This window comes from Bordetella genomosp. 13, assembly GCF_002119665.1.
GTDB lineage: Bacteria > Pseudomonadota > Gammaproteobacteria > Burkholderiales > Burkholderiaceae_B > Bordetella.
On sequence record NZ_CP021111.1, the window covers coordinates 4,547,882 to 4,568,023 of the forward strand.

18 protein-coding genes are annotated in these 20,142 nt (G+C 68.0%); 13 read left to right on the forward strand and 5 right to left on the reverse strand.

Translation table 11 applies throughout. The features are described 5' to 3' along the window. Window positions 1–3: 3 nt before the first annotated feature. From CAL15_RS20515 to CAL15_RS20530, 4 genes are all read right to left on the reverse strand, one after another. Window positions 4–1,152 (reverse strand): glycosyltransferase, encoded by a 1,149-nt coding sequence (locus CAL15_RS20515; protein ID WP_086080177.1) that lies wholly within the window; start codon window positions 1,150–1,152, stop codon window positions 4–6. Further along, entirely contained in the window at window positions 1,149–2,171 is a 1,023-nt protein-coding gene (locus tag CAL15_RS20520) for a hypothetical protein (protein WP_086080178.1), read from the reverse strand. Before CAL15_RS20520 ends, CAL15_RS20515 begins: the two co-directional genes overlap by 4 nt. A 137-nt stretch (window positions 2,172–2,308) precedes the next feature. Then, window positions 2,309–3,337 carry an alpha/beta hydrolase gene (locus CAL15_RS20525; protein WP_086080179.1) on the reverse strand — a complete coding sequence of 343 codons (1,029 nt, stop codon included), beginning with the start codon at window positions 3,335–3,337 and terminating at the stop codon, window positions 2,309–2,311. A 327-nt stretch (window positions 3,338–3,664) separates the two neighbouring features. Further along, window positions 3,665–4,222 carry a hypothetical protein gene (locus CAL15_RS20530; RefSeq protein WP_157666701.1) on the reverse strand — a complete coding sequence of 186 codons (558 nt, stop codon included), beginning with the start codon at window positions 4,220–4,222 and terminating at the stop codon, window positions 3,665–3,667. 434 nt (window positions 4,223–4,656) lie between these two features. On the opposite strand from CAL15_RS20530, the gene CAL15_RS20535 reads away from it, so the two are divergent. The 13 genes from CAL15_RS20535 to CAL15_RS20595 all read left to right on the forward strand — a co-directional run bounded on the left by CAL15_RS20535 (window position 4,657) and on the right by CAL15_RS20595 (window position 19,652). Next, window positions 4,657–5,643 (forward strand): Bug family tripartite tricarboxylate transporter substrate binding protein, encoded by a 987-nt coding sequence (locus tag CAL15_RS20535; RefSeq protein WP_086081216.1) that lies wholly within the window; start codon window positions 4,657–4,659, stop codon window positions 5,641–5,643. Between the two features lie 54 nt (window positions 5,644–5,697). Beyond that, a complete protein-coding gene (locus tag CAL15_RS20540) occupies window positions 5,698–6,909 on the forward strand; it encodes a CaiB/BaiF CoA transferase family protein (RefSeq protein WP_086080181.1) in 1,212 nt (403 codons plus the stop codon). Window positions 6,910–6,916: 7 nt separating this feature from the next. Next, the gene (locus tag CAL15_RS20545) at window positions 6,917–8,131 is read left to right on the forward strand and encodes a CaiB/BaiF CoA transferase family protein (protein WP_086080182.1); all 1,215 of its coding nucleotides are present in this window, start codon (window positions 6,917–6,919) and stop codon (window positions 8,129–8,131) included. A 3-nt stretch (window positions 8,132–8,134) separates the two neighbouring features. Further along, window positions 8,135–9,175 carry an amidohydrolase family protein gene (locus CAL15_RS20550; protein ID WP_086080183.1) on the forward strand — a complete coding sequence of 347 codons (1,041 nt, stop codon included), beginning with the start codon at window positions 8,135–8,137 and terminating at the stop codon, window positions 9,173–9,175. Between the two features lie 51 nt (window positions 9,176–9,226). Next, on the forward strand, window positions 9,227–10,198 hold the full coding sequence (locus tag CAL15_RS20555) for a LysR family transcriptional regulator (RefSeq protein ID WP_086080184.1): 972 nt from the start codon (window positions 9,227–9,229) through the stop codon (window positions 10,196–10,198). 246 nt (window positions 10,199–10,444) lie between these two features. Then, on the forward strand, window positions 10,445–11,419 hold the full coding sequence (locus CAL15_RS20560) for a Bug family tripartite tricarboxylate transporter substrate binding protein (RefSeq protein ID WP_086080185.1): 975 nt from the start codon (window positions 10,445–10,447) through the stop codon (window positions 11,417–11,419). Window positions 11,420–11,441: 22 nt separating this feature from the next. Beyond that, window positions 11,442–12,692 (forward strand): CaiB/BaiF CoA transferase family protein, encoded by a 1,251-nt coding sequence (locus CAL15_RS20565; protein WP_157666702.1) that lies wholly within the window; start codon window positions 11,442–11,444, stop codon window positions 12,690–12,692. Continuing rightward, window positions 12,689–13,894 carry a CaiB/BaiF CoA transferase family protein gene (locus CAL15_RS20570; protein ID WP_086080187.1) on the forward strand — a complete coding sequence of 402 codons (1,206 nt, stop codon included), beginning with the start codon at window positions 12,689–12,691 and terminating at the stop codon, window positions 13,892–13,894. Before CAL15_RS20565 ends, CAL15_RS20570 begins: the two co-directional genes overlap by 4 nt. 34 nt (window positions 13,895–13,928) lie before the next feature. Then, the gene (locus tag CAL15_RS20575) at window positions 13,929–14,705 is read left to right on the forward strand and encodes an enoyl-CoA hydratase/isomerase family protein (RefSeq protein ID WP_086080188.1); all 777 of its coding nucleotides are present in this window, start codon (window positions 13,929–13,931) and stop codon (window positions 14,703–14,705) included. Window positions 14,706–14,727: 22 nt separating this feature from the next. Then, complete coding sequence (locus tag CAL15_RS20580; protein ID WP_086080189.1) at window positions 14,728–15,915, forward strand: acyl-CoA dehydrogenase family protein; 1,188 nt, start codon at window positions 14,728–14,730, stop codon at window positions 15,913–15,915. A 14-nt stretch (window positions 15,916–15,929) separates the two neighbouring features. Continuing rightward, a complete protein-coding gene (locus CAL15_RS20585; protein WP_086080190.1) occupies window positions 15,930–17,126 on the forward strand; it encodes an iron-containing alcohol dehydrogenase in 1,197 nt (398 codons plus the stop codon). Then, window positions 17,123–18,286: a PrpF domain-containing protein gene (locus tag CAL15_RS20590; protein WP_086080191.1), complete on the forward strand. Its 1,164-nt coding sequence runs from the start codon at window positions 17,123–17,125 to the stop codon at window positions 18,284–18,286. Before CAL15_RS20585 ends, CAL15_RS20590 begins: the two co-directional genes overlap by 4 nt. Then, complete coding sequence (locus CAL15_RS20595; RefSeq protein ID WP_157666703.1) at window positions 18,279–19,652, forward strand: MmgE/PrpD family protein; 1,374 nt, start codon at window positions 18,279–18,281, stop codon at window positions 19,650–19,652. Before CAL15_RS20590 ends, CAL15_RS20595 begins: the two co-directional genes overlap by 8 nt. 86 nt (window positions 19,653–19,738) lie before the next feature. On the opposite strand, the gene CAL15_RS20600 is transcribed toward CAL15_RS20595, so the two are convergent. Beyond that, complete coding sequence (locus CAL15_RS20600; RefSeq protein WP_086080193.1) at window positions 19,739–20,134, reverse strand: Zn-ribbon domain-containing OB-fold protein; 396 nt, start codon at window positions 20,132–20,134, stop codon at window positions 19,739–19,741. Between the last annotated feature and the right edge of the window lie 8 nt (window positions 20,135–20,142).

Here is a 20,142-nt window from a genome sequence, read left to right on the forward strand (position 1 = left end):
CGGTCAGCCCGGCGGCAGCGTCAGGGCTCGCCCCGAATGCGCGTCCATCAGTTCCTGGTAGACGGCCTCGGTGCCCTGCACGAACGTGTCCAGCGAGAATTCGCGCAGGCTGCGCTGCCGCGCCTCGGCGCCCAGCCGGGCGAGCACCGACCTGTCGTCCAGGAGCTCCTGCAGGATCTGTGTGGATGCCTTGGGCGTGCGCGACGGCACGATCCAGCCGTCGCGCCCCGGGGTCACGTTCTCGGGCAGGCCGCCCACGCGGCTGACGATGACGGGCTTGCCCATCGCCATCATCTCGCGACAGGCGAACGAGATGGTCTCCTGGTGCGACAGGACGAAGCCCAAATCCAATGCCGCGATGAAAGGCCGCACATCCTGCAGCAGGCCGGCGAACACGACATTGCCGGACATGCCCAGATGCTCGACCTGCGCGCGCTGCGCCTCGGTGGGCGGGCGGCCCGCCAGCAGCACATACACGCGGCGGCGCTGCGTCTCGGGCAGCTCGGCCACGGCCTTCACCATGTCGATCCAGCCCTTGTAATCCGGTGTGCCGGCATTGCTGCCGACCAGCAGCGCGTCGTCGCCGGCCTGCGGGACCCATTGCCGCCTTGCGGCCTGCGTGTCCGCCGCATTGAACGGGCTGTAGTAATCGGTGTCCACGCCGTTGTGCACCACGCGCAGCCCGCAGTCGCTATAGGGCGAGGCCGACAGGGCGCGGCGCGTGTATTCGCATACGCACACCACGCGGTCGGTGGCGAAGCGCGCGCGCATCAGGTTGCCCGTGCTGCCGGCCCACAGGTCGTTGTGCTTGGTGTAGACCACGCTGGGCCGCTTGCCGCCCATGCCCATGATGGAGAGCATGACCAGGCGATGATCCACCGAGCCATTGACGTGCACGATGTCGAACAGCTCGCGGCGCAGGAAACGGCGCAGGCTCAGGCACTCGCGCCACAGCCTGCCCACGCGCGTCGAGAACGGCAGCGGTATCGCCCGCAGCGAGGGGTTCTCGCTGGCGCGCGCATACAGCCGGCTGGATGCCGGCGCGGCCACGGTCACGTCGTGCCGGCCCGCGAGCGCGCGCGCCAGCGTCAGCACGTAGGTGGTGTGGCCTCCGCCATCGCCCCCATGAAAGTTCGTATAAAGGATCTTCATGAACGCGCGGCTTCCTCGGCCGCGACGGCAGCGGGAAATTCGGCTCCGGCTGCCGCCGCACCCGAGGACACCAGCGTGCGCCAATCGATCTTCGGGAAGACGTCGTCCCCCAGCGCGCTGTCCAGCGACAGGTTGTATACCTTCACGCCGCGCTGGCGCAGCAGCACGCTGGCATCCCGGAACGCCGGCTCGATGTGATTGGCGAACTGGCGTTCGAGCGCGGTGCTGAGCCGGTCTTTCTCGGTTTCGTAGAAGCGCGGCTTGCTGGCGGCGTTCCTCATGTCGAGGCCATGAAGATAGATGCGGTCGAAGCCCAGCCAGACCAGGAACTGCAGCGCGCTGTACGCGACGGTGCCGGCGCCGAACAGTCCGCGACGCACGTCCAGGCTGAAACCATGCGCATGCACGGGACGATAGGCGTCGAACAGCACCAGGTCGGGATCGCCGCGCAGCTGGGCGATAAGCTGCTCGGGCGACGGCCGCGGCAGCAGGGTGCGCTGGTGCACCTCTTCGAACACCGCCAGCCGGCAGGCGATGCGTCGCGCCGGCACGTGCTGCGCGATCCACTTCACCGCCTCCGGCGTGATGAGCAGCAGCAGGTCCTGGCTGAGGATCTGGTCGACCAGATGCCTGCGCCGGCTCATGAAGCCGGTGTCCAGCATCGCGTAATAGTGGAACTTCAGGTCGGGAAAGCGCGCCTGCAGCGCGATCGAACCGTTGACCCCCATCACATGGCCCAGGTCCAGCTGCGAATAGTCGATTTCGGCCACGGACGGGCCGCTGAGTATGAGGTGGCAGCTTTCGCCCGTGTGACGAGGCACGTCGTCGAGGTCGATCAGCGGCGGAGAGTATGGCGTGCCGCGGATGCGGCATTCGAGCAGGCGGGCATTCTCGTCCCGGCGCACGGCCACCATGGGCCATACAGCCTGGTTGTGTCGCATGGCACGCGGGTGGCTGTAGCGGTATGTGTACCGCAGCAGTTTGGTCACCGGGCGCGAGGCGAGGATTTTATTCAGCATGGCGTCGGGCGCGGGGGGGCGAAAAAGTGACGGCAAGTATAGCTCGCTCATCTTGGCGCCACGGGAAAAAGCGCCGGGCCGGCATATGCATCGGACCGGCCCCGTGCATATGCCGGCGTCGCCGGTCAACTACGCCATCAGTTCAGGCGGCTGCGCAGTTCCGCTGCCATCGCCTTGGTCATGGCTTTGGTGGGCGCATCGTCGGCCAGGGCGTTGAGCAGGCCGAAATCGTGGATGGCGCCGTTGTAGCGCGTGACCGTCGCTTCCACGCCCGCGGCGTCCAGCTTGCGGCCGTAGGCCTCGCCCTCGTCGCGCAGCACGTCCAGTTCCGCGGTCGCCACCAGGGCGGGCGGCAATCCCTTCAACTCGTCGATCGACGCGCGCAGCGGCGAGGCGTACTTCTGCGCGCGCTGCGCGGGATCGGTCGTGTAGGCGTTCCAGAACCACTGCATCATGGGCCGGGTAAGAAAGTGTCCCTGCCGATAGGTCTGGTACGAACCGGTGTTGAAGTCGTGATCGGTCACCGGCCACATCAGGCCCTGGAAGCGCAGCGCCGGACCCTGTCTGTCTTTGGCCATCAGCGCCACGGCGGCGGTCATGTTGCCGCCCACGCTGTTGCCCACGATGGCCAGGCGGCTGCCGTCCACGTCGATCTGCGCGCCGTTGGCCGCCACCCACTTCGTGGCCGCGTAGATTTCATTGATGGCCACGGGGTACTTGGCTTCTGGCGACGGCGTGTAGTTCACGAACACGGCCACCGCGCCCGACTGCACGACCAGATCGCGCACCAGGCGTTCATGAGTGGGATAGTCGCCCAGGATCCAGCCGCCGCCGTGGATGAAGATGAAGGCGGGCAACGTGCCGGCCACGCCCTCCGGACGCACGATGGTCAACGGCACGGTCAGGCCGTCCTGCTGGATGGTCTTTTCCGACACCTCGATGCCGGACAGGTCGACCTTCACGCTCTTCTGCGCATCGACCAGCACCTGCCGCGCCGCGGCCGGCGACAGGGTTTCGATGCCAGGGCCCTTGCTGCTGTTCAGAGCCTTGAGGAAGTCGGCCGTGACGCGGTCGGGCCTGCCGGCCGGTGCGGGTTGCCCGGCCACCGCGATGGTGGCGCTGGCGGCAAGGATGGCGGCGGAGAGAAGCTTGGCGGTGAATTTCATGATGAATTCCTTCGGGGTCGTTAAGTTCAAGTAGATAGCTATTAAATCGTGCACTATTTATATGGCGGAACGCATCGGGTTGGGGCGCGCGGATTGCACTCATGCGCACTGAACTTGGCACATCAGCCATTGCTGCGCCGAAGCCGGCTGATTTCCGGAACCTCAGCGCGTGAAGCGAATTCTACCTATCAGTAGATTGATGTCAAGCGCTTTCGCACCACGGTCACCGCTCGTCTCGACCGTCCGGGCCGGCTTCCCTGACGCGGACGCGCCTTCCGCCACGCATCACGCGCATTGCAGGCATGAATCTCTATCGAGCACCCGCACCTAATCGCACGCGGCCGTCATGCTGCAGAACCGGGCCGCGTGCCATTCGGCCGCCGCTTCCACGTTCAGGCCCAGCGGAGACGACAGATCCGCATCGAACTTGTACGGGTCGTAGGCGTGCAAGGACAGGTGGTGGACGATCTGGTGCATCGCCGCGGACAGCACGACATTGGTGCCCGACTGGTATTGCACGATATGCGCGGCCTCGTGGACGAAGGTGCGCAGCATGGTGCGGCCGCACGCCGTGAAATCGGGGCAGACGGCATCCGCCTTGGGCCAGTAGATGTTGCCGTTGGGCGCGATCAGGTAGTCCTCGCCCTGGAACAGCCGCCAGCGCCGGGAATACACGCGGACTTTGCCGAAGTTCTCGCCGGGATAGGCGATGGCCAGTACGGCCAGTTCGTTCTGGGTAAGCAAGCGACCGGCGACCAGCGGCGACTCGGTCGACACCGCCGAGTACCGGACGGTCGCGGCGGCGCCCGCCGCACATGCCATAGCGATGGCGGACAGCAACGCGACCAGCCACCGCACCGACGCGCGAGTTCTATTCGGATACATATTGCAAAACCAAGATAGATTCGGCGCATCCTAGCACGCAGCCGACAAGGTTTTGGAACAGATCGCGTTGCGGTTACTTAAATCCTACATGCCGGGTTTTCCATAGGTTTTGACCGCACTTAGCAACAAACCTATCAAGAACCTGTACCGGAACGGCGTCTATGCATCGTGCGCGCTGCGTTTCCGTGAGAAACGACGGTCCTCGACTCGGAGCCAGGATTTTCCCTAGGAGCCGGAATCCGGCGGCCCCGCCGCCATACCGGAACCGGCGGCCAAGACATACCGGAAATGCGCTAGCTGGGCCACGAGCCGGACGATAAAGTTTCGCCACACCGGACACCCACAGTCCGACACACAACAACCCACGGAGACATACGCTTGTGACGTATTCGCTGCACGCGCGCGCCCTGTCCGGGCCCGCATCCCACTGCAACATGCCCACCCCCGCACGCCGATCCGCCCTGGCGTTCGCGCGTGCCGCCACTGCCATCGCCCTGTCCGCCCTGGCATTCGCCAGCTCGGCCCAGACGCTGTCCGAACCGGTCAAGATCGAAGTCGGCTTTTCGGCGGGCGGCAGCACCGACGCCCTGGCCCGCGTGATCGCGCCGCAACTGGAAGCCGCGTTGAAGGTGCCGGTCATCGTCGAGAACCGCCCGGGCGCCAACGGCAACATCGCCGCGGCCTATGTCGCCAACGGCCCGGCCAATGGCTCGCTGCTGTACATGGGGTCGTTCAACAATCCCGTGAACCAGGCAGCCGGCAAAAAGCTGTCCTTCGAGTTCACGCAGGACTTCACGCCCGTCGCCATGGTGGCCTACGTGTCGAACGTGCTGATCGTGAACGCCTCGGCGCCGATCCACAGCGTGGCCGACCTTGTCGCACTGGCCAGGAAAGAACCCGGCCGGCTGACCTTCGGATCGGCCGGCCCGGGCTCTTCGCTGCACATGGCCGGCGAGCTGTTCAAGCGGTCCGCCGGCGTGGACCTGGTCCATGTACCGTACAAGGGGAGCGCGCCGGCCATCGCCGACCTGATGGGCGGGCACATCGACGTGATGTTCGACAACCTGCCCTCGGCGCTCGAACTGGTGAAGGCCGGCAAGGTGCGCGCGCTGGCCGTCACGTCCGCCAGGCGGCAGCCGCAACTCCCGGACGTTCCCACCGTGGCGGAAGCCGGCATCGCCGACTACGACGTGCTGTCGTTCTTCGCGCTGTTCGCGAAGACGGGAACGCCCGAGCCCTTGCTGGCCCAGATGAACTCCGCGGTGAACGCGGCCCTGGGGCGTGCCGAGGTGCGCGACCGCATTCTGCAGCTGGGCGCCCAGCCCGCCGCCGAGTCCCGCGAACAGGTGCGCGCATACACCGAACGTGAAGTCGGCAAGTGGCGTGACGTCATCCGTGCCAACAACATCCAGCTCGACTGACCTGGCAGGGGACGTCCCGTCGTGGGGCGTCCCGGCAACCACGCTTCCAGCCACATGAACGCATCTTCTACACCGCCTGCCGGCGCGCTGGCGGGCTTGCGCGTCCTCGACCTGACTCAATCCGCCGAGCAGTACTGCGGCAGGCTACTGGCGCAGCTCGGCGCGGACGTCACTTTGGTTGAGCCGCCTCGCGGCGCGGCCAGCCGCCATCGCGGCCCCTATCTGAACGGCACGCCCGCCCCGGACGCCAGCCTGTACTTCAACTATCTGAATGAAGGCAAGCGTGGCGTGGTCGTCGACCTGGAAACGCCGACGGGGCGCCAGGCCCTGCACGAGCTGGCGCGCGAAGCGGACGTGCTGATCGAATCGTGCCTGCCCGCGAAAGCGCGGCGCCTGGGCATTGATTTCGAATCGCTGCGCGCGACGAACCCGAAGCTTATCGTGGTCAGCATCACGCCGTTCGGCCAGGACGGTCCCTATGCCGACTATGTAGGCGACGACCTCGTCGCCATGGCGCTGGGCGGTTTCCTCTACCTTGGCGGCTATGCCGACCGCGAGCCGATGGGCGCCCCCGGCGATCAGGCCTTGCTGGCCGGCGCGCAGTTCGCGGCGGTGGCCATCGCCATCGCGGTATGGGACGCGGAACGCGACCCCGCGGCGGCTACCGCCCGTCATATCGACGTGTCGGTGCAGGAAGCCATCGCCATGGGCCTGGAGAACGCCGCGCAGTTCGCCGAACTGGAAGACGTGGTGCGGCGCCGCCAAGGCGGCGAGCAGCGCGTCGCGGGCATGGGCGTGTTTCCATGCAAGGACGGCGAGATCTACTACATGGCGGGCGGCATCGGCGGCAGCCGATTCTGGCCCGATCATACGCAGTGGATGATCGATGAACAGGTCGCAGGGGCGCAGGAGTTCCGCGATCCACAGTGGACCGAGCGGGACTTCCTGGCCACGCCGCAGGCGAAGCAGCGCTTCGAAGATATCTTCGTCGCGTTCACCCGCCAGCGGACCAAGGCTGAACTGTACGAGGAAGCGCAGCGCCGCCGCCTGCCGCTGGCGCCCTTGAACACCGCCGCCGACGTGGTCTCGAATCCGCAGCTGGCATACCGCGGCTTCTTCGTCGATGCGTCCATTCCCGGGCGCGAGTCGCCCTACCGCGTACCCGGCGCTCCCTTCTTGATGAGCGAGACCCCGTGCGTCAGCGGGCGCGCCGCACCCGCGCTGGCATCGCGCACGCCGCCGAATGAGCACGCCTCGCAGCAGTGAGTCATCCATGAAAGCACTTCCCTTGCACGACATCCGCATCGCGGACTTCACCTGGCTGGGCGCGGGCTCGTTCACGACCAAGGTCTTCGCCGACATGGGCGCAGAGGTCATCAAGATCGAAAGCGCGCAACGCCCCGACGGCCTGCGCGTCAGCCCGCCCTACAAGGACAGGATCCCGGGCGTGAACCGCAGCGGCTACTTCGCCGACCGCAACTCCAGCAAGAAGAGCATCACGCTGAACCTGAAGACCGAAGCGGGGCGCGCCGTGGCGCGGGAGATCATCGCGGCATCGGATGTCGTGGCCAACAACTTCTCGCCCGGAGTAATGGACAAGTTCGGACTGGGTTATGCCGACGTCTGCGCGTTCAAGCCGGGCATCGTGTATCTGTCGATGTCCATGCAGGGGCAGTCGGGACCGCAATCGCGCTACCTGGGATACGGCCTGACCATCGGCGCGCTGACGGGCCTGCACGGACTGGCCGGCCTGCCCGACCGCGATCCCACGGGCACGGGCACCAACTACCCCGACCATATCCCCAATCCCACACACGCGGCGCTGGGCGTACTGGCCGCCCTGCGCCATCGCCGGCGCACCGGCCGCGGCCAGCACATCGACCTGTCTCAAGTGGAGCCGACGCTGTGCTTGCTGGGCCCCACGGTGGCGGACTACACGGCCAATGGCGTGCTGGCGCAGCGTTCCGGCAACCGCCATCGGCCATTGGCGCCGTATGGCGTTTTCCCCTGCGAAGGCGACGACCGCTGGATCGCGATCACCGTGGACAGCGACACGCAGTGGCAAGCCCTGCTGGACGTGCTGGATGAACCGGCGCTGGCCGACGCCGCATGGCGAGATGCCGCGGGGCGCCTCGCGAAGGCGGAAGAACTGGAGCGCACGTTGGCACGATCCACCGCGCGGTGGAATCGAGAGGAGCTGCAGCAGGCGCTGCAGCGCGCGGGCGTGCCTGCGGGCGCCGTGCTGGATGCACGCGACGTGCTGTCCGATCCGCAGCTGCTGCATCGCGGGCACTGGGTGCGGCAGCAGCACGCCGAGATGGGCGAGACGACGTACAGCGCGCTGCCTTTCCGCTTTTCCGACGTGCCCGTGCGGCCCCGCATGCCCGCGCCCATGCTCGGCGAACACACGAACAGCGTGCTGCGATCGGTGCTGAACAAGTCGGATGCGGACATACAAACCCTGGCCGCCGCGCAGGCGCTGGAGTAGCCGATGCACAACGCCAACGTACATGACGTACCTCGGCCGCAATGGCTTGCCCAGGTGCAGGAGCCCGTGCTGGATCCGGACCAGGTCATCATCGACCCGCACCACCATCTGTGGGACCGGGAGGGCAACCGCTATCTGCTGGATGAGTTCCTGCATGACCTGCGGGATGGGCATCGAGTCGTCGCGACGGTCTATTCGCAATGCCGTTCGATGTATCGCTCGGACGGCAATCCCGCCTTCGCGCCGGTGGGCGAGACCGAGTTCGCCAACCGCCTGGCAGAGCGCTGCGCCGACGGTGGCCATGGAGGCATCCGGGTATGCGCCGGCATCGTCGGGCATGCCGACCTGTGCCTGGGCTCGGCCGTGCAGGACGTGTTGCAGGCGCACGTCGAAGCGGCCGGTTTGCGCTTCAAGGGCATCCGCCACATCGCCACATGGGACGCGGACGACAGCGTCATGAACCCCGCGCTGCGGCCACCGCCCGGGCTGTTGCTCGATGCCCGCTTCCGGCAGGGTTTCGAGGCGCTGGGCCGCATGGGACTGAGCTTCGACGCATGGGTATTCCATCCGCAGCTGCAGGATGTGGCCGCGCTTGCCGCGGCATTCCAGGATACGCGCATCGTGCTGAACCACCTGGGCGGGGTGCTCAATATCGGCGCGTATGCCGACCGGCGCGAGGAAGTGCGGCAGGCATGGCTGAAATCGATGCGCGCGCTGGCCAGCCATCCGAACGTGTACGTCAAGTTGGGCGGTCTCGGCATGCGGATCGCCGGCTTCGATTACAAGCGCCGCCCCCTGCCCCCGACTTCCGAAACGCTGGCGAGCGACTTCGCACCATACGTGCTGCCGGTGGTGGAGCTGTTCGGCCCCGAGCGCTGCATGTTCGAAAGCAACTTCCCCGTGGACAAGGGCTCGTTCAGTTATCGCGTGCTTTGGAACGCCTTCAAGCGCCTTGCCCAGCAATACAGCCAGCAGGAGCGCGACCGGCTGTTCCATGGCACGGCGGCGCAGTGCTACCGGCTTGAGGAGCGATCAGTGCCATAATTCCGCAGGCCGGACATCGGCACGTTCGAATTGCACGCCCCGCGGAACCGGATGATCGACTTCCCCCTATCGCAAGACGCGCAGCTGATCGACATCGACCTGCTGAACGTCTTTTGCTGGGTGGCCAAGACCCACAGCTTCTCCCGCGCGGCCGCCGAACTGCGCACCGCCCAGCCTGTCGTCACGCGCAAGATGGGCAAGCTGGAAGAACAGATCGGCGCGCAGTTGTTCATCCGCACCAGCCGCGGCTGCAAGCTGACCGAAGCAGGCCAGATGCTGGCCGCACGGGCCCCCGGCATACTGACGCAACTGGTGCGGTTGAAGGAAGAAATCGGCCATTCCACCCAGGTCGTGTCGGGCTCGCTGTCCATGGGCATCACCAACTCGGCCAGCATGGTCATGGCGCCGTATCTATTGCCGATGATCGCCCAGCGGTGGCCCCTGCTGCGGGTCAACATGGTAGAGGAACTGAGCCACACCATGATCGAGCGGGTGCTGAGCGAAGAGTTGGCCCTGGCCGTGCTGTACGACCCACCGGCGCATCCTGACCTGGTCAGCGTGCCGCTGCTGATGGAACGGCTGTACGTGCTGGGCAGGCCCGATTCGCCGCTGCGCGACCTACCCCGCGTCTCGGTGCGCGACCTTGCCGCCCTGCCGCTGGTGCTGCCCAGCGGCCACCAGACCATCCGCATGCTGCTCGAGGATGCCTTCGCCGAGATCGACAAGCCGCTGACCCCGCTGTACGAGGCCACCAGCATGAGCATGCTGCGCGCCATGGCGGCGCAGGGGATGGGCTACACGGTGGCCACACAGGGCGGCGCGTCGGCGGACATCGACGCCGGCAAGCTGATCACGCGCCCCCTGAGCGACAAGGGCATGTCGCTGTCTCTTACGCTGATCACCACGCGCGCGCAGGGGCGCCTGCGCAATGTGCAGTTTATGGTCGACTTCGTGTCCAGCGAGATACGCACGGTGGCGCGGCGCGGCCTGTGGCCAGGCAAGCCCACGGTGGTGGTCCGCTGACTCGCCTCGCCAACGGCGCGCACCCCGCCTGGAATCTCATTATCTGGACTTACCCCTGCAGCGCTCGTCAGCGCCCCGCAGCAGGGCTTTACGCACTAACCCTATAGCTCACATTGTGGGCTTTTTCGCATTGCCCGCGGGGTCGCCCATTCCTATCATTTCCTGGCCTGGTACCGCCACATAGATCGGCGGACCGGTCCGGCGCACGTGCCGCACGACCCCATCCATAACAACGAGGAGACATCCGTGCCTTCCACGAATCCGTTCAAACTCCTGATCGGCATGGCCGGCTTCGCGCTTGCGCTGCAGGCCTACGCCGCCGACCGCTATCCCTCCGAGCCGATCAAGATGATCGTGCCCTACGCCGCCGGCGCCAGCACCGACGGACTGGCGCGCCTGGTGGGACAGGACGTGGCCGAAGACCTGAAGCAGCCCGTGGTGATCGAGAACCATGCCGGCGCCGGCGGCACCATCGCCGCCGACTACGTCAAGCGCCAGCCCGGCAACGGCTACACACTGATGCTGACGACGGACGGCATCCTGTCGGTCAATCCGTCCATCTACAAGAAGCTGAACTACGACCCGCAGAAGGACTTCACGCCGTTGTCCATCGCGGTCACCGCGCCGCTGGTGCTGGCAGTGCGCACGGATTCGCCCTACAAGACCGCGCAGCAGCTCATCGACTTCGCCAGGAAGAATCCCGAGAAACTGAGCTACGGCTCGGCCGGCGTGGGCAGCTCGCAGCACATGGCCGGCGAGCTGATGAAGGCGATGGCGGGCGTGAAGATCACGCACGTGCCCTATCGCGGCGGCGGCCCTGCCATGAACGACATGCTGGGCGGCCATATCGACATGATGTTCGTGCAGTCCGCCTCGGCAAAGGAACTGGCGGACAAGGGCACGATACGCATTCTTGCCATCGGCAGCCCGCAGCGGAACAAGCAACTGCCCGACGTGCCGACTTTCTCGGAGATCGGCCTGAAGGGATACGACTCGGACACCTGGTACGGCTTCAACATGCCGGCCAAGGCCGACCCAAAGGTGGTCAGCGCACTGAACGCCTCCATCGTCAAGTCGCTGAAGAAACGCCAGGAACAGCTGGAGCGCCTGGGCTACGGCGTGGTGGCCAGTTCTTCCGACGAGATGCGTCGCAACATAGAGAGCAACCTCGTCAAATGGCGCGACCTCGCCAAGCAGGCCGACATCTACCAGATGCAATAAGCCATACAGCCGATCCATGCATATGAAGTCATCACCCCGGAACGCCGCACCGGCCGCCGCACTGGCGGGCATCACGGTCCTCGATCTGGCCGGCCCGCTGGGCAACTATTGCGGCAAGCTGTTCGCCGACCTGGGCGCGAGGGTCATCCTGGTAGAGCCCGCGGGCGGCGCACCCACGCGGCACGCGGAACCGCGCGTGGCGGGCCGCGACGACCCGGACGCCAGCCTGACCTTCCAGTACCAGAACACGAACAAGGAAAGCATCGCCCTGGACCTGGACAGCGACTCGGGCCGGCAGGTGTTCCTGCGGCTGGCCGAGCGCAGCGCCCTGGTCGTGGAAAGCGAACAGCCCGGCGTCATGGCCCGCCGGGGCCTGGACTACGCGCAGTTGGCCGCCGTGAACCCGGCGCTGACGATGACCAGCATCACGGCGTTCGGACAGTCCGGTCCTTTTTCGCACTGGCTGGCTACCGACCTCACCGCCATGGGCATGGGCGGCATGCTGTACCTGGCCGGCTATCCCGACACCGCCCCCATGGTGGCCTGCGGCGAGCAGGCGGTGGGCGCGGCCAACCTGTTCGCGGCCGTGGCGTCGATGGCCGCGGTATACGACGCCGAAGCGGGCGGGACGGGGCAGCACGTCGACGTCTCCATGCAGGAGTGCGTGGTGATGGGCATGGAGAACGCCGTGCAGTTCCACGACCTGGAAGGCACGATACGCAAGCGCAACGCGGGCACGCAGCGGCTGGCGGGAACGGGCGTCTTCGAATGCGCCGACGGCTACATCTATCTGATGGCGGGCGGGGTGGGCAGCAACCGTTTCTGGAGCACCACCACCGACTGGCTGATCGCCGAGGGCGCGGCCGGCGCGCGGCAGTTCACCGAGCCGCGCTGGAATGACCAGGCCTTCCTGGCAAGCGACGAGGCCAAGCGCCTCTTCGGCGAAGTCTTCATGCCCTTCGCCGGCACACGGGACCGGCACACGCTGCACGAACAGGCCCGCGCGCGGCGCATTCCGCTGGCCCCCATCAGCGACGCCAGCGACATCGTCCGCAGCCCGCAACGCGCCCATCGCGGGTACTTCGTGGATACCGAAGACGCCCGCGGCACGGCCGTGCGCATGCCAGGGGCGCCGTACCGCCTGTCGGCCACGCCATGGCGGCTGCGCCGCCGCGCGCCCCAGCTGGGCGAGCATACGCGGCAGGTGCTGGCCTGGGCCGGGTACACCGACGCGGAACAACAGGCCCTGATGGCGCAGGGAGCCGTGCGATGAGAAGGCTGCTGGCGGGCGTGCGCGTGATCGACTTCACCTGGATCGGCGCCGGTTCGTACACCACCAAGATCCTGGCCGACCTTGGCGCGGACGTGATCAAGATCGAAAGCTCGGCGCGGCTGGATACGCTGCGCGTCACCAAGCCTTTCAAGGACGGCAAGCCGGGTGTGAACCGCAGCGGCTACTTCGCGGACCGGAACTCCAGCAAGCGCAGCGTCACGCTGAACCTGAAGACGGACCGTGGCCTGGACATGGTGAAGCGCCTGATCGCGGACGCCGACCTCGTCACCAACAACTTCACGCCCGGCGTGATGGAGAAGCTGGGCCTGGGCCACGATACCCTGAAGGCGCTGTCGCCGCGCCTGGTGTACGCCGCGATGTCCATGCAGGGCGCGTCCGGACCGGAGAAGGACGATCTGGGCTACGGCCTGACCATCGCCGCGCTGACCGGACTGCAGCACATGACGGGACTGCCTGACCGCCAGCCGGCGGGTACCGGCACGAACTATCCCGACCACATTCCCAATCCCGGCCACGCCGCATTCGCCATCCTTGCCGCGCTGCGGCACCAGCGGCGTACCGGCGAGGGGCAGTTCATCGACCTGGCGCAGATGGAGTCCACGCTGGCCATGGTCGGACCCAGCCTGATGAACTACCTGGTGAACGGCGTCGTCGACGGCCGCCATGGCAATGCCCGGCCGGATCACGCTCCCAGCGGCGTCTATCCCTGCGCCGGCGCGGACCGCTGGATCACCATCGAGGTGTGCAGCGACGCGCAATGGACCGCCCTGACGCGCGCACTGGATCTGCCGGCGCCCGAGGAATGGCGCCACGCGAAAGAACGGCTGCGCCAGCGCGAGGCCATCGACCAGGAACTGGCGCGGCGCACGTCGCGGCACGACATGATGCAGCTGGCGCAAGCCCTGCAGGAGGCGGGCGTGCCGGCGGGCCCCGTGTACGACGCGCGCGACGTGATGCGCGACCCGCAACTGGAGCATCGCGGCCACTGGGTCACGCTGGACCACCCCGAGATGGGGCCGAGCACCTACAACGCCGCGCCCTACCGCTTTTCCGGCGCGCACTTCGAGCCCACGGCGCCCGCGCCGCTGCTGGGCCAGCACACCGACGAGATCTGCCGCGACGTGCTCGGCCTGGACGACGCGGCCATCGGGCAGCTGCGCGCGGACGGCGTGCTGTCGTAGCCGGCGCCACGAACCCGAACGAAAGGAGGAGACCATGCCCTTGGACATCTCGGTGGAGGACCACGTCGCCACCCTGACGCTGAATCGCCCCGATGCGATGAACAGCATCGACCCGGACATGCGGGCGGAACTGCAGGCCGCGTGGCGTCGCATCGACGAAGACGACAGCATCCGCGTGGCGGTGCTGACGGGCGCTGGCGAGAAGGCGTTCTGCACCGGCTCGGACCTGAAAAAAACCATGCCCCCCAAGGAGAGCTTTGCCGAGCTGACATTCGGTCGCCCGCATTCCGACCACCTGCTCGAAGGCCTGGACACCGACAAGCCGCTGATATGCGCCATCAACGGCTACGCCATGGGCGGCGGCATGGAGATCGCGCTGGCCTGCGACATCCGCATCGCATCGGACAACGCGGTGTTCGCATTGTCGGAGGTGCGCATCGGCAGCATTCCCGGGGCGGGCGGCACGCAGCGCCTGCCGCGCGCCGTGGCGTCATCGGACGCCATGCTGATGCTGCTGACCGGCGACCGCATCGATGCCGCCGAGGCATTGCGCATCGGGCTGGTCAGCCGGGTCGTGCCGCCCGGCGAACTGCTGCCCGCCGCGCACGCGATCGCCCGGCGCATCGCGCAGAACGCCCCGCTGTCCGTGCGCGCCATCAAGCGGCTGGTGTATGCCGGCCGCGACATGCCGCTGCCCGCCGCGCTGGACGGCGAACGCTACGTGTTCGGCCTGCTGCGCGACACGGAGGACCGCATCGAGGGACGGCGCGCATTCCAGGAAAAAAGGCCGCCCGCCTACAAGGGCCGCTGAACGGCTCGCAACAGGAGTAGACATGGATTTCGAATTGCCCGAAGACTCGCGCATGGTGCGCGACACCGTGGCGCGTTTCACCACCGATGAACTGATTCCGCACGAGGCGCTGATCATCCGGCGAGAGGCCGAGCGCGGCTACTCGGACACGCCGCTCATCCCGCCCGAACTCGAGTCCACCCTGCAGGCCAAGGCCCGCGAGATAGGCCTGTGGGGCATCGACGTGCCCGAGGAATTCGGCGGCCAGGACCTGGGCATGCTGACCAAGTGCCTGGTCGTCGAGCAGCTCAAGCACAGCGTCGTGCCGTTCGTGCTGCCGCCGGAAAGCCCCAATCTCTTCATGCTGAAAGAGCTGTGCAGGGGCGACCAGATCGACCGCTACCTGCTGCCCTACTCGCGCGGCGAGAAGAAAAGCTGTCTGGCGCTGTCCGAGCCGGGCGCGGGCTCGGACGCGGCCGCCATCAAGACGCGGGCCGAGCGCAGAAACGGCAAGTGGGTGCTCAACGGCACCAAGCTGTGGATCAGCAACGCGCGCCGCGCCGACTTCATGATCGTGATGGCCGTCACCGATGCCAAGGCCGACAAGCGTTCCGCGTTCACGGCTTTCCTGGTCGACCAGGGCACCCCGGGCCTCAGCATTCCCACGTCCTTCCCCATGATCGGCGAATACCATCCCTACGAGGTTGTGCTGGACAACGTGGAACTGGAGGACAGCCAGGTACTGGGCGAGGTCGGCGCGGGCTTCGGGCCGCTGTCCAAGCGGCTGGGCGTGCGCCGGCTGGAGATCGCCTCGCGCTGCCTGGGCCTGGCCACGCGCTGCCTGAACATGATGATCGAGCAGGCCAACACGCGCCAGACCTTCGGCGCGCCGCTGGCCGACCGCCAGGCGGTGCAGTGGTGGATCTCCGATTCGTACCAGGAACTCGAAATGGTGCGGCTGCTGGTCTACCAGATGGCCTGGAAGATGGACCAGGGCCGCGGCGACGTGCGGCTGGACGGCTCGATGGTGAAGGTGCAGGGCACCGAGATGATCGCCCGCGTGGTCGATCGCGCCATCCAGCTGTTCGGCGGCATGGGCGTGTCGAAGGAACTGCCGCTGGAGTACATCTCGCGCATGTGCCGCGTCATGCGCATCGTGGAAGGGCCCAGCGAGGTGCATCGCTGGGTGGTGGCTCGCGAACTGCTGCGCAACGGCCTGCGCGCGGCGTGAACCCGGAGGCGGCCATGGAACGGTTTGCCTCCCTGTCACCCGCCGTCCGGCTGCACGCCGGCGACGACGCCCTCGCCATGCTGCCGCGCGAGGCAGCCCGCCTGGATGCCAGCCGCGCGTTCGTGCTGTGCGGAGACAGCGTCGCGACCCGCACGCCCCTGCCGGACCGCATCCGCGCGCTGCTGGGCGATCGCTACGCGGGCGCCTATACCCGGCTGCGCAAGGATGCGCCGCTGGAGGATGTCGAGGACGCAGCCGCGCAGGCCCGCGACCTGCGGGCCGACCTGCTGATCGCGATAGGCGCCGGCAGCGTGCTGAAGGCGGCGCGCGTCGTTGCCATCGCGCTGGGCGAGAACCGGCCGCTGCCCGAACTCGCCACGCGCTACGCCGATGGCCAGGCGCCGGCAAGCCCGCGCCTGCTGCGCCCCAAGCCGCCCATCTTCAACGTGCTCACGGCCGCCACCTCGGCGCAGAACCGCGCGGGCGCGGCGCTGCGGCGCGCGGACGGCGGGCCGCGGCTGGAGTTCTTCGATCCGAAGACGCGCCCCGCGGCCATCTTTTGGGACAGCGAGGCGCTGCTGACCGCGCCGGCATCGCTGGCGCTGTCCACCGGCGTCGGCGTGTACTGGCGCGCGCTGATGAACACGGGCGACCTGCGACGCGCCAACCCGCTCGTGCAGGCCTCGCGCCTGCATGCCTACACCCTCTCGCGCGACGCGCTGCCGCGCATGGCCGATTCCGCCGACGCGCGGGCGCGCCTGGACATGTGCGCGGCCGCGCTGCTGCAGAACCGCGACGAGGACGACGGCGGCCGCCCGTTCGACGCGCACTGGATCGCCCGCGCGGTATATGCGCTGGCCGCGGCCCTCTTCAACCGCGTGCCGCACCTGGACCAGGGCAGCGCCCACGCGGCGATGACGGCGCCCGCCATCCGGCACTTCGCGGACCTGTGTCCCGACGCCGTGGCCCAGATGGGCCGCGCGCTGGGCCTGGCCGACGCCGACGCGGCCTCGCCGCACGGCGTCGCGCGCGCCGTGCAGGAACAGTTTCTCGCGCTGGGGCTGCCGCAACGTCTCGACGGCGTATCCGACGCGGACCGCGAGCACGCGCTGGAAGCGTCGCTGTTCAACTTCAACGCCGACCGCGCACGCGAACTGGCGCGGCATCGCGACCGCCTGCGCGCCATCCTGACGGAGGCCACACAGCCATGAGCCCAGCCACCGCTTCGATTCCCTTCTCGTTGTTCCGCGGCGGCACCAGCAAGGGCGTCTTCATGCCCGCCGGACGCCTGCCCCCGGACCGCGCGGCCCTGGCAACCGTGCTGCTGGACATCTTCGGCAGCCCCGATGCCCGCCAGATCGACGGCATGGGCGGGGGCGACAAGCTGACCAGCAAGGCCGGCATCATGGGTCCGCCCAGCGTGACCGGGGCGGACATCGACTACCTGTTCGCCCAGGTCGGCATTCATCATCCCGAAGTGGATTTCAACCTGAACTGCGGCAACCTGACGGCGGCCGCGGCGGCCTATGCCGTGCACGAAGGCTTCGTCGCGGCCCGGGGCTCGCACGCCACGGTGCGCATCCACAACGTCAACACCGGCCGGATCATCGAGGCCAAGGTACCGCTGCGGGACGGCGCGGTGCTAGAAGACGGACCGCTCGCCATCGGCGGCGTGCCCGGCACGGGCGCGCCCATCGCCCTGGACTTCAGCCGGGCCACAGGCGCCATCACCGGCACGCTGCTGCCGTTGGGCAGCGCATCGAGCCGCATCGAGGTGCCGGGACACGGTCCGCTGGACGTGTCGGTGGTGGACGGCCCCAATTTGATCGTGCTGGCGGCCGCCGAAGACCTGGGCATGAGAGGCATCGAATCGCCCGACGAGATCGACGGCAACGCCGAGCTGACGGGCCTGATGCAGCGCATACGCGAGACCGTCGCCATCCGCACCGGCCTGGGCGACTACTGGCGCGGGCGGGCCGCGCCGTCCACGCCCATGCTGGTCGCCGTGCAGTCGCCGCGCGACTACCGCGCCTACACCACGGGCGAGCGCATCGCCGCGGACGATGTCGACCTGGTCTGCCGGCAGTACTCGACCTCGGCCACCAGCAAGGCGCTGGCGGCGACGGTATCCGCGGCCATCGGCATGGCGTGCCGCATACCGGGCACCATCGCGGCAGCGCATTTGCGCCCTGATCGCGCAGGCCCGCTGCGGCTGGGCCATCCCTGCGGCACGATCCTCGTCGACGCTGCCGCACGGCACGATGGCGAGGCCACGACCATCACGGCGGCCACCATCCAACGCACCGCGCGCCTCATCGCGCGAGGCGAGCTGTTTCCCGGTAACCGGCAAGCACGGAGTCCGCATGCCTGACGCCTCTCCCGCCCTGTCTGCCTCGCGGCGTATCGCCCGCTTTTCCTGCGCCTTCGATGCGCGCAGGCTGGACGGCGCTTCCCTGCGCCAGGTCGGCCGCGCGCTGGTCGACACCGTGGGCGTGGCGCTGGCCGGCCGCGCCGAACCCGCGTCGCGCATCTTCCTGCAATATGCCGAGGCCCGCGCCAGCGCCGACACGGGCGCCACCGCCTGGGGCGCCGGCAGATCGATGCCCGTGGAAGAAGCCGCGTTGTACAACGGCGTGGCTGGCCACGTGCTGGACTTCGACGACGTCAACAGCCCGCTGCGCGGCCATCCCAGCATCGCCCTGCTGCCGCCGCTGGTCGCCCTGGCCGAGAGCCGGGGCCTGGACGGCCGGAGGCTGGCCAGCGCGTACGCCGTGGGCTTCGAGGTCATGGTGCGGCTGGCGCGCGCCATGGTGCACGACCACTACGCGCGCGGCTGGCACGCCACCACCACGCTGGGCGGCATCGGCGCGGCGGTCGCATGCTGCCATCTGCTGCGCCTGTCGGAAGCGCAGACGGTGAACGCCATCGGCCTGGCCGTGGCCCAGGCCTCGGGAACCCGCGGGAATTTCGGCACCATGGCCAAATCCTTCCAGGCGGGCCACTGCGGCGCCTCGGCGGCGCGAGCCGCCCTGCTGGCCGAACTGGGCGTGGACGGCGCGCTCGACGCGCTGGACGGCGCCGAGGGCTTTGCGACCTTGTACGGCAATGGCGAAGATCTGGCGCAGGCGCTGCAGGGCCTGGGAGAGGCCGAACTGGAACTGACGCGCAGCGGCATCGAGATCAAGAAATACCCCATGTGCTACGCCGCCCACCGTTCATTGGACGGCATGCTCGCCATGCGGGCCGAACATGCCCTGGATGCGGACGCCGTGGCCGCGGTGCACGTCAGGTCGAATCGGCGCGCCATGGTGCCGTTGATCCACGACCGGCCGCGCACCGGCCTGGAAGGCAAGTTCAGCATGCAGTACGCCATGGCGGCCGCGCTGCTGGACGGCCACGTGCGCCTGTCCAGCTTCAGCGACGAGGCGGTGCAGCGCCCCGCGGCCCAAGCCCTGATGGAGAAGATCACCTGCGCGGAGGACGACGGCCCCGAGATGCCCAGATGGAACACGCTGGCCGTCACGCTGAAATCGGGCACGGTGCTGCACAAGGAGATCCGCCAGCTGAGCGGCTCGGCGGCCTGCCCGCTGGACGATTACGAGCTGCGCGAGAAATGGCGCGACTGCCTGCATTACGCCGGCGCGGCCGACGATGGCGATGCGTTCTTCGCGGCCGCCATGGCGCTGGCCGATACGCCGGTGCGGCAGATGATGGGGCGCTTGCCGGCATTGCCGTAAGAGCGTCGCGGCGGGACAGCGCCCGCGCCGGGACAAGCGCTGAAGCCAGGCGGGCCCGCGCCACCGCGCGAGTCCGCCCGCTGCGTTCACCGGTCCAGCGTGAACTTCGGCACGCGATACCCGTCGGGATGATCCGCGTAGATCATGCGCACCGGCGCGTCCAGCTTCACGTCGTCCAGCTCGGCATGGTCCATGTACGACACCATGATCGGGCCTTCCTCGAGCTGCACGGCCACCACCAGGTGCGGCGCGGGATACGCAGGCAGGTACTGGCGGTGGAACACCGTCCACGAGACGATCTTCGCGCGTCCGGAGACGGGCGCCCATTCGTAGTTCATGCTGAGGCTGACCGGGCACATCGGGCCGGGCGGATAGCGGAACGCGCCCGACTCCGGGCAGCGCTGCAGCTTCATCCGGCCTTCGGCGATGCTCTCCCACATGGGCGCGTCATAGGGGGAATACAGGCGAGGCGTCTTGCTCATGGTCGTGC

What these genes read in the sequence shown, in the direction of transcription:
- CAL15_RS20595 (WP_157666703.1), top strand. Translation starts at nt 18,279, where the DNA reads ATGCCTGACGCCTCTCCCGCCCTGTCTGCCTCGCGGCGTATCGCCCGC.
- CAL15_RS20525 (WP_086080179.1), bottom strand. Translation starts at nt 3,337, where the DNA reads ATGAAATTCACCGCCAAGCTTCTCTCCGCCGCCATCCTTGCCGCCAGC.
- CAL15_RS20520 (WP_086080178.1), bottom strand. Translation starts at nt 2,171, where the DNA reads ATGCTGAATAAAATCCTCGCCTCGCGCCCGGTGACCAAACTGCTGCGG.
- CAL15_RS20590 (WP_086080191.1), top strand. Translation starts at nt 17,123, where the DNA reads ATGAGCCCAGCCACCGCTTCGATTCCCTTCTCGTTGTTCCGCGGCGGC.
- CAL15_RS20570 (WP_086080187.1), top strand. Translation starts at nt 12,689, where the DNA reads ATGAGAAGGCTGCTGGCGGGCGTGCGCGTGATCGACTTCACCTGGATC.
- CAL15_RS20585 (WP_086080190.1), top strand. Translation starts at nt 15,930, where the DNA reads ATGGAACGGTTTGCCTCCCTGTCACCCGCCGTCCGGCTGCACGCCGGC.
- CAL15_RS20550 (WP_086080183.1), top strand. Translation starts at nt 8,135, where the DNA reads ATGCACAACGCCAACGTACATGACGTACCTCGGCCGCAATGGCTTGCC.
- CAL15_RS20535 (WP_086081216.1), top strand. Translation starts at nt 4,657, where the DNA reads ATGCCCACCCCCGCACGCCGATCCGCCCTGGCGTTCGCGCGTGCCGCC.
- CAL15_RS20600 (WP_086080193.1), bottom strand. Translation starts at nt 20,134, where the DNA reads ATGAGCAAGACGCCTCGCCTGTATTCCCCCTATGACGCGCCCATGTGG.
- CAL15_RS20515 (WP_086080177.1), bottom strand. Translation starts at nt 1,152, where the DNA reads ATGAAGATCCTTTATACGAACTTTCATGGGGGCGATGGCGGAGGCCAC.
- CAL15_RS20580 (WP_086080189.1), top strand. Translation starts at nt 14,728, where the DNA reads ATGGATTTCGAATTGCCCGAAGACTCGCGCATGGTGCGCGACACCGTG.
- CAL15_RS20575 (WP_086080188.1), top strand. Translation starts at nt 13,929, where the DNA reads ATGCCCTTGGACATCTCGGTGGAGGACCACGTCGCCACCCTGACGCTG.
- CAL15_RS20540 (WP_086080181.1), top strand. Translation starts at nt 5,698, where the DNA reads ATGAACGCATCTTCTACACCGCCTGCCGGCGCGCTGGCGGGCTTGCGC.
- CAL15_RS20530 (WP_157666701.1), bottom strand. Translation starts at nt 4,222, where the DNA reads ATGTATCCGAATAGAACTCGCGCGTCGGTGCGGTGGCTGGTCGCGTTG.
- CAL15_RS20565 (WP_157666702.1), top strand. Translation starts at nt 11,442, where the DNA reads ATGAAGTCATCACCCCGGAACGCCGCACCGGCCGCCGCACTGGCGGGC.
- CAL15_RS20555 (WP_086080184.1), top strand. Translation starts at nt 9,227, where the DNA reads ATGATCGACTTCCCCCTATCGCAAGACGCGCAGCTGATCGACATCGAC.
- CAL15_RS20545 (WP_086080182.1), top strand. Translation starts at nt 6,917, where the DNA reads ATGAAAGCACTTCCCTTGCACGACATCCGCATCGCGGACTTCACCTGG.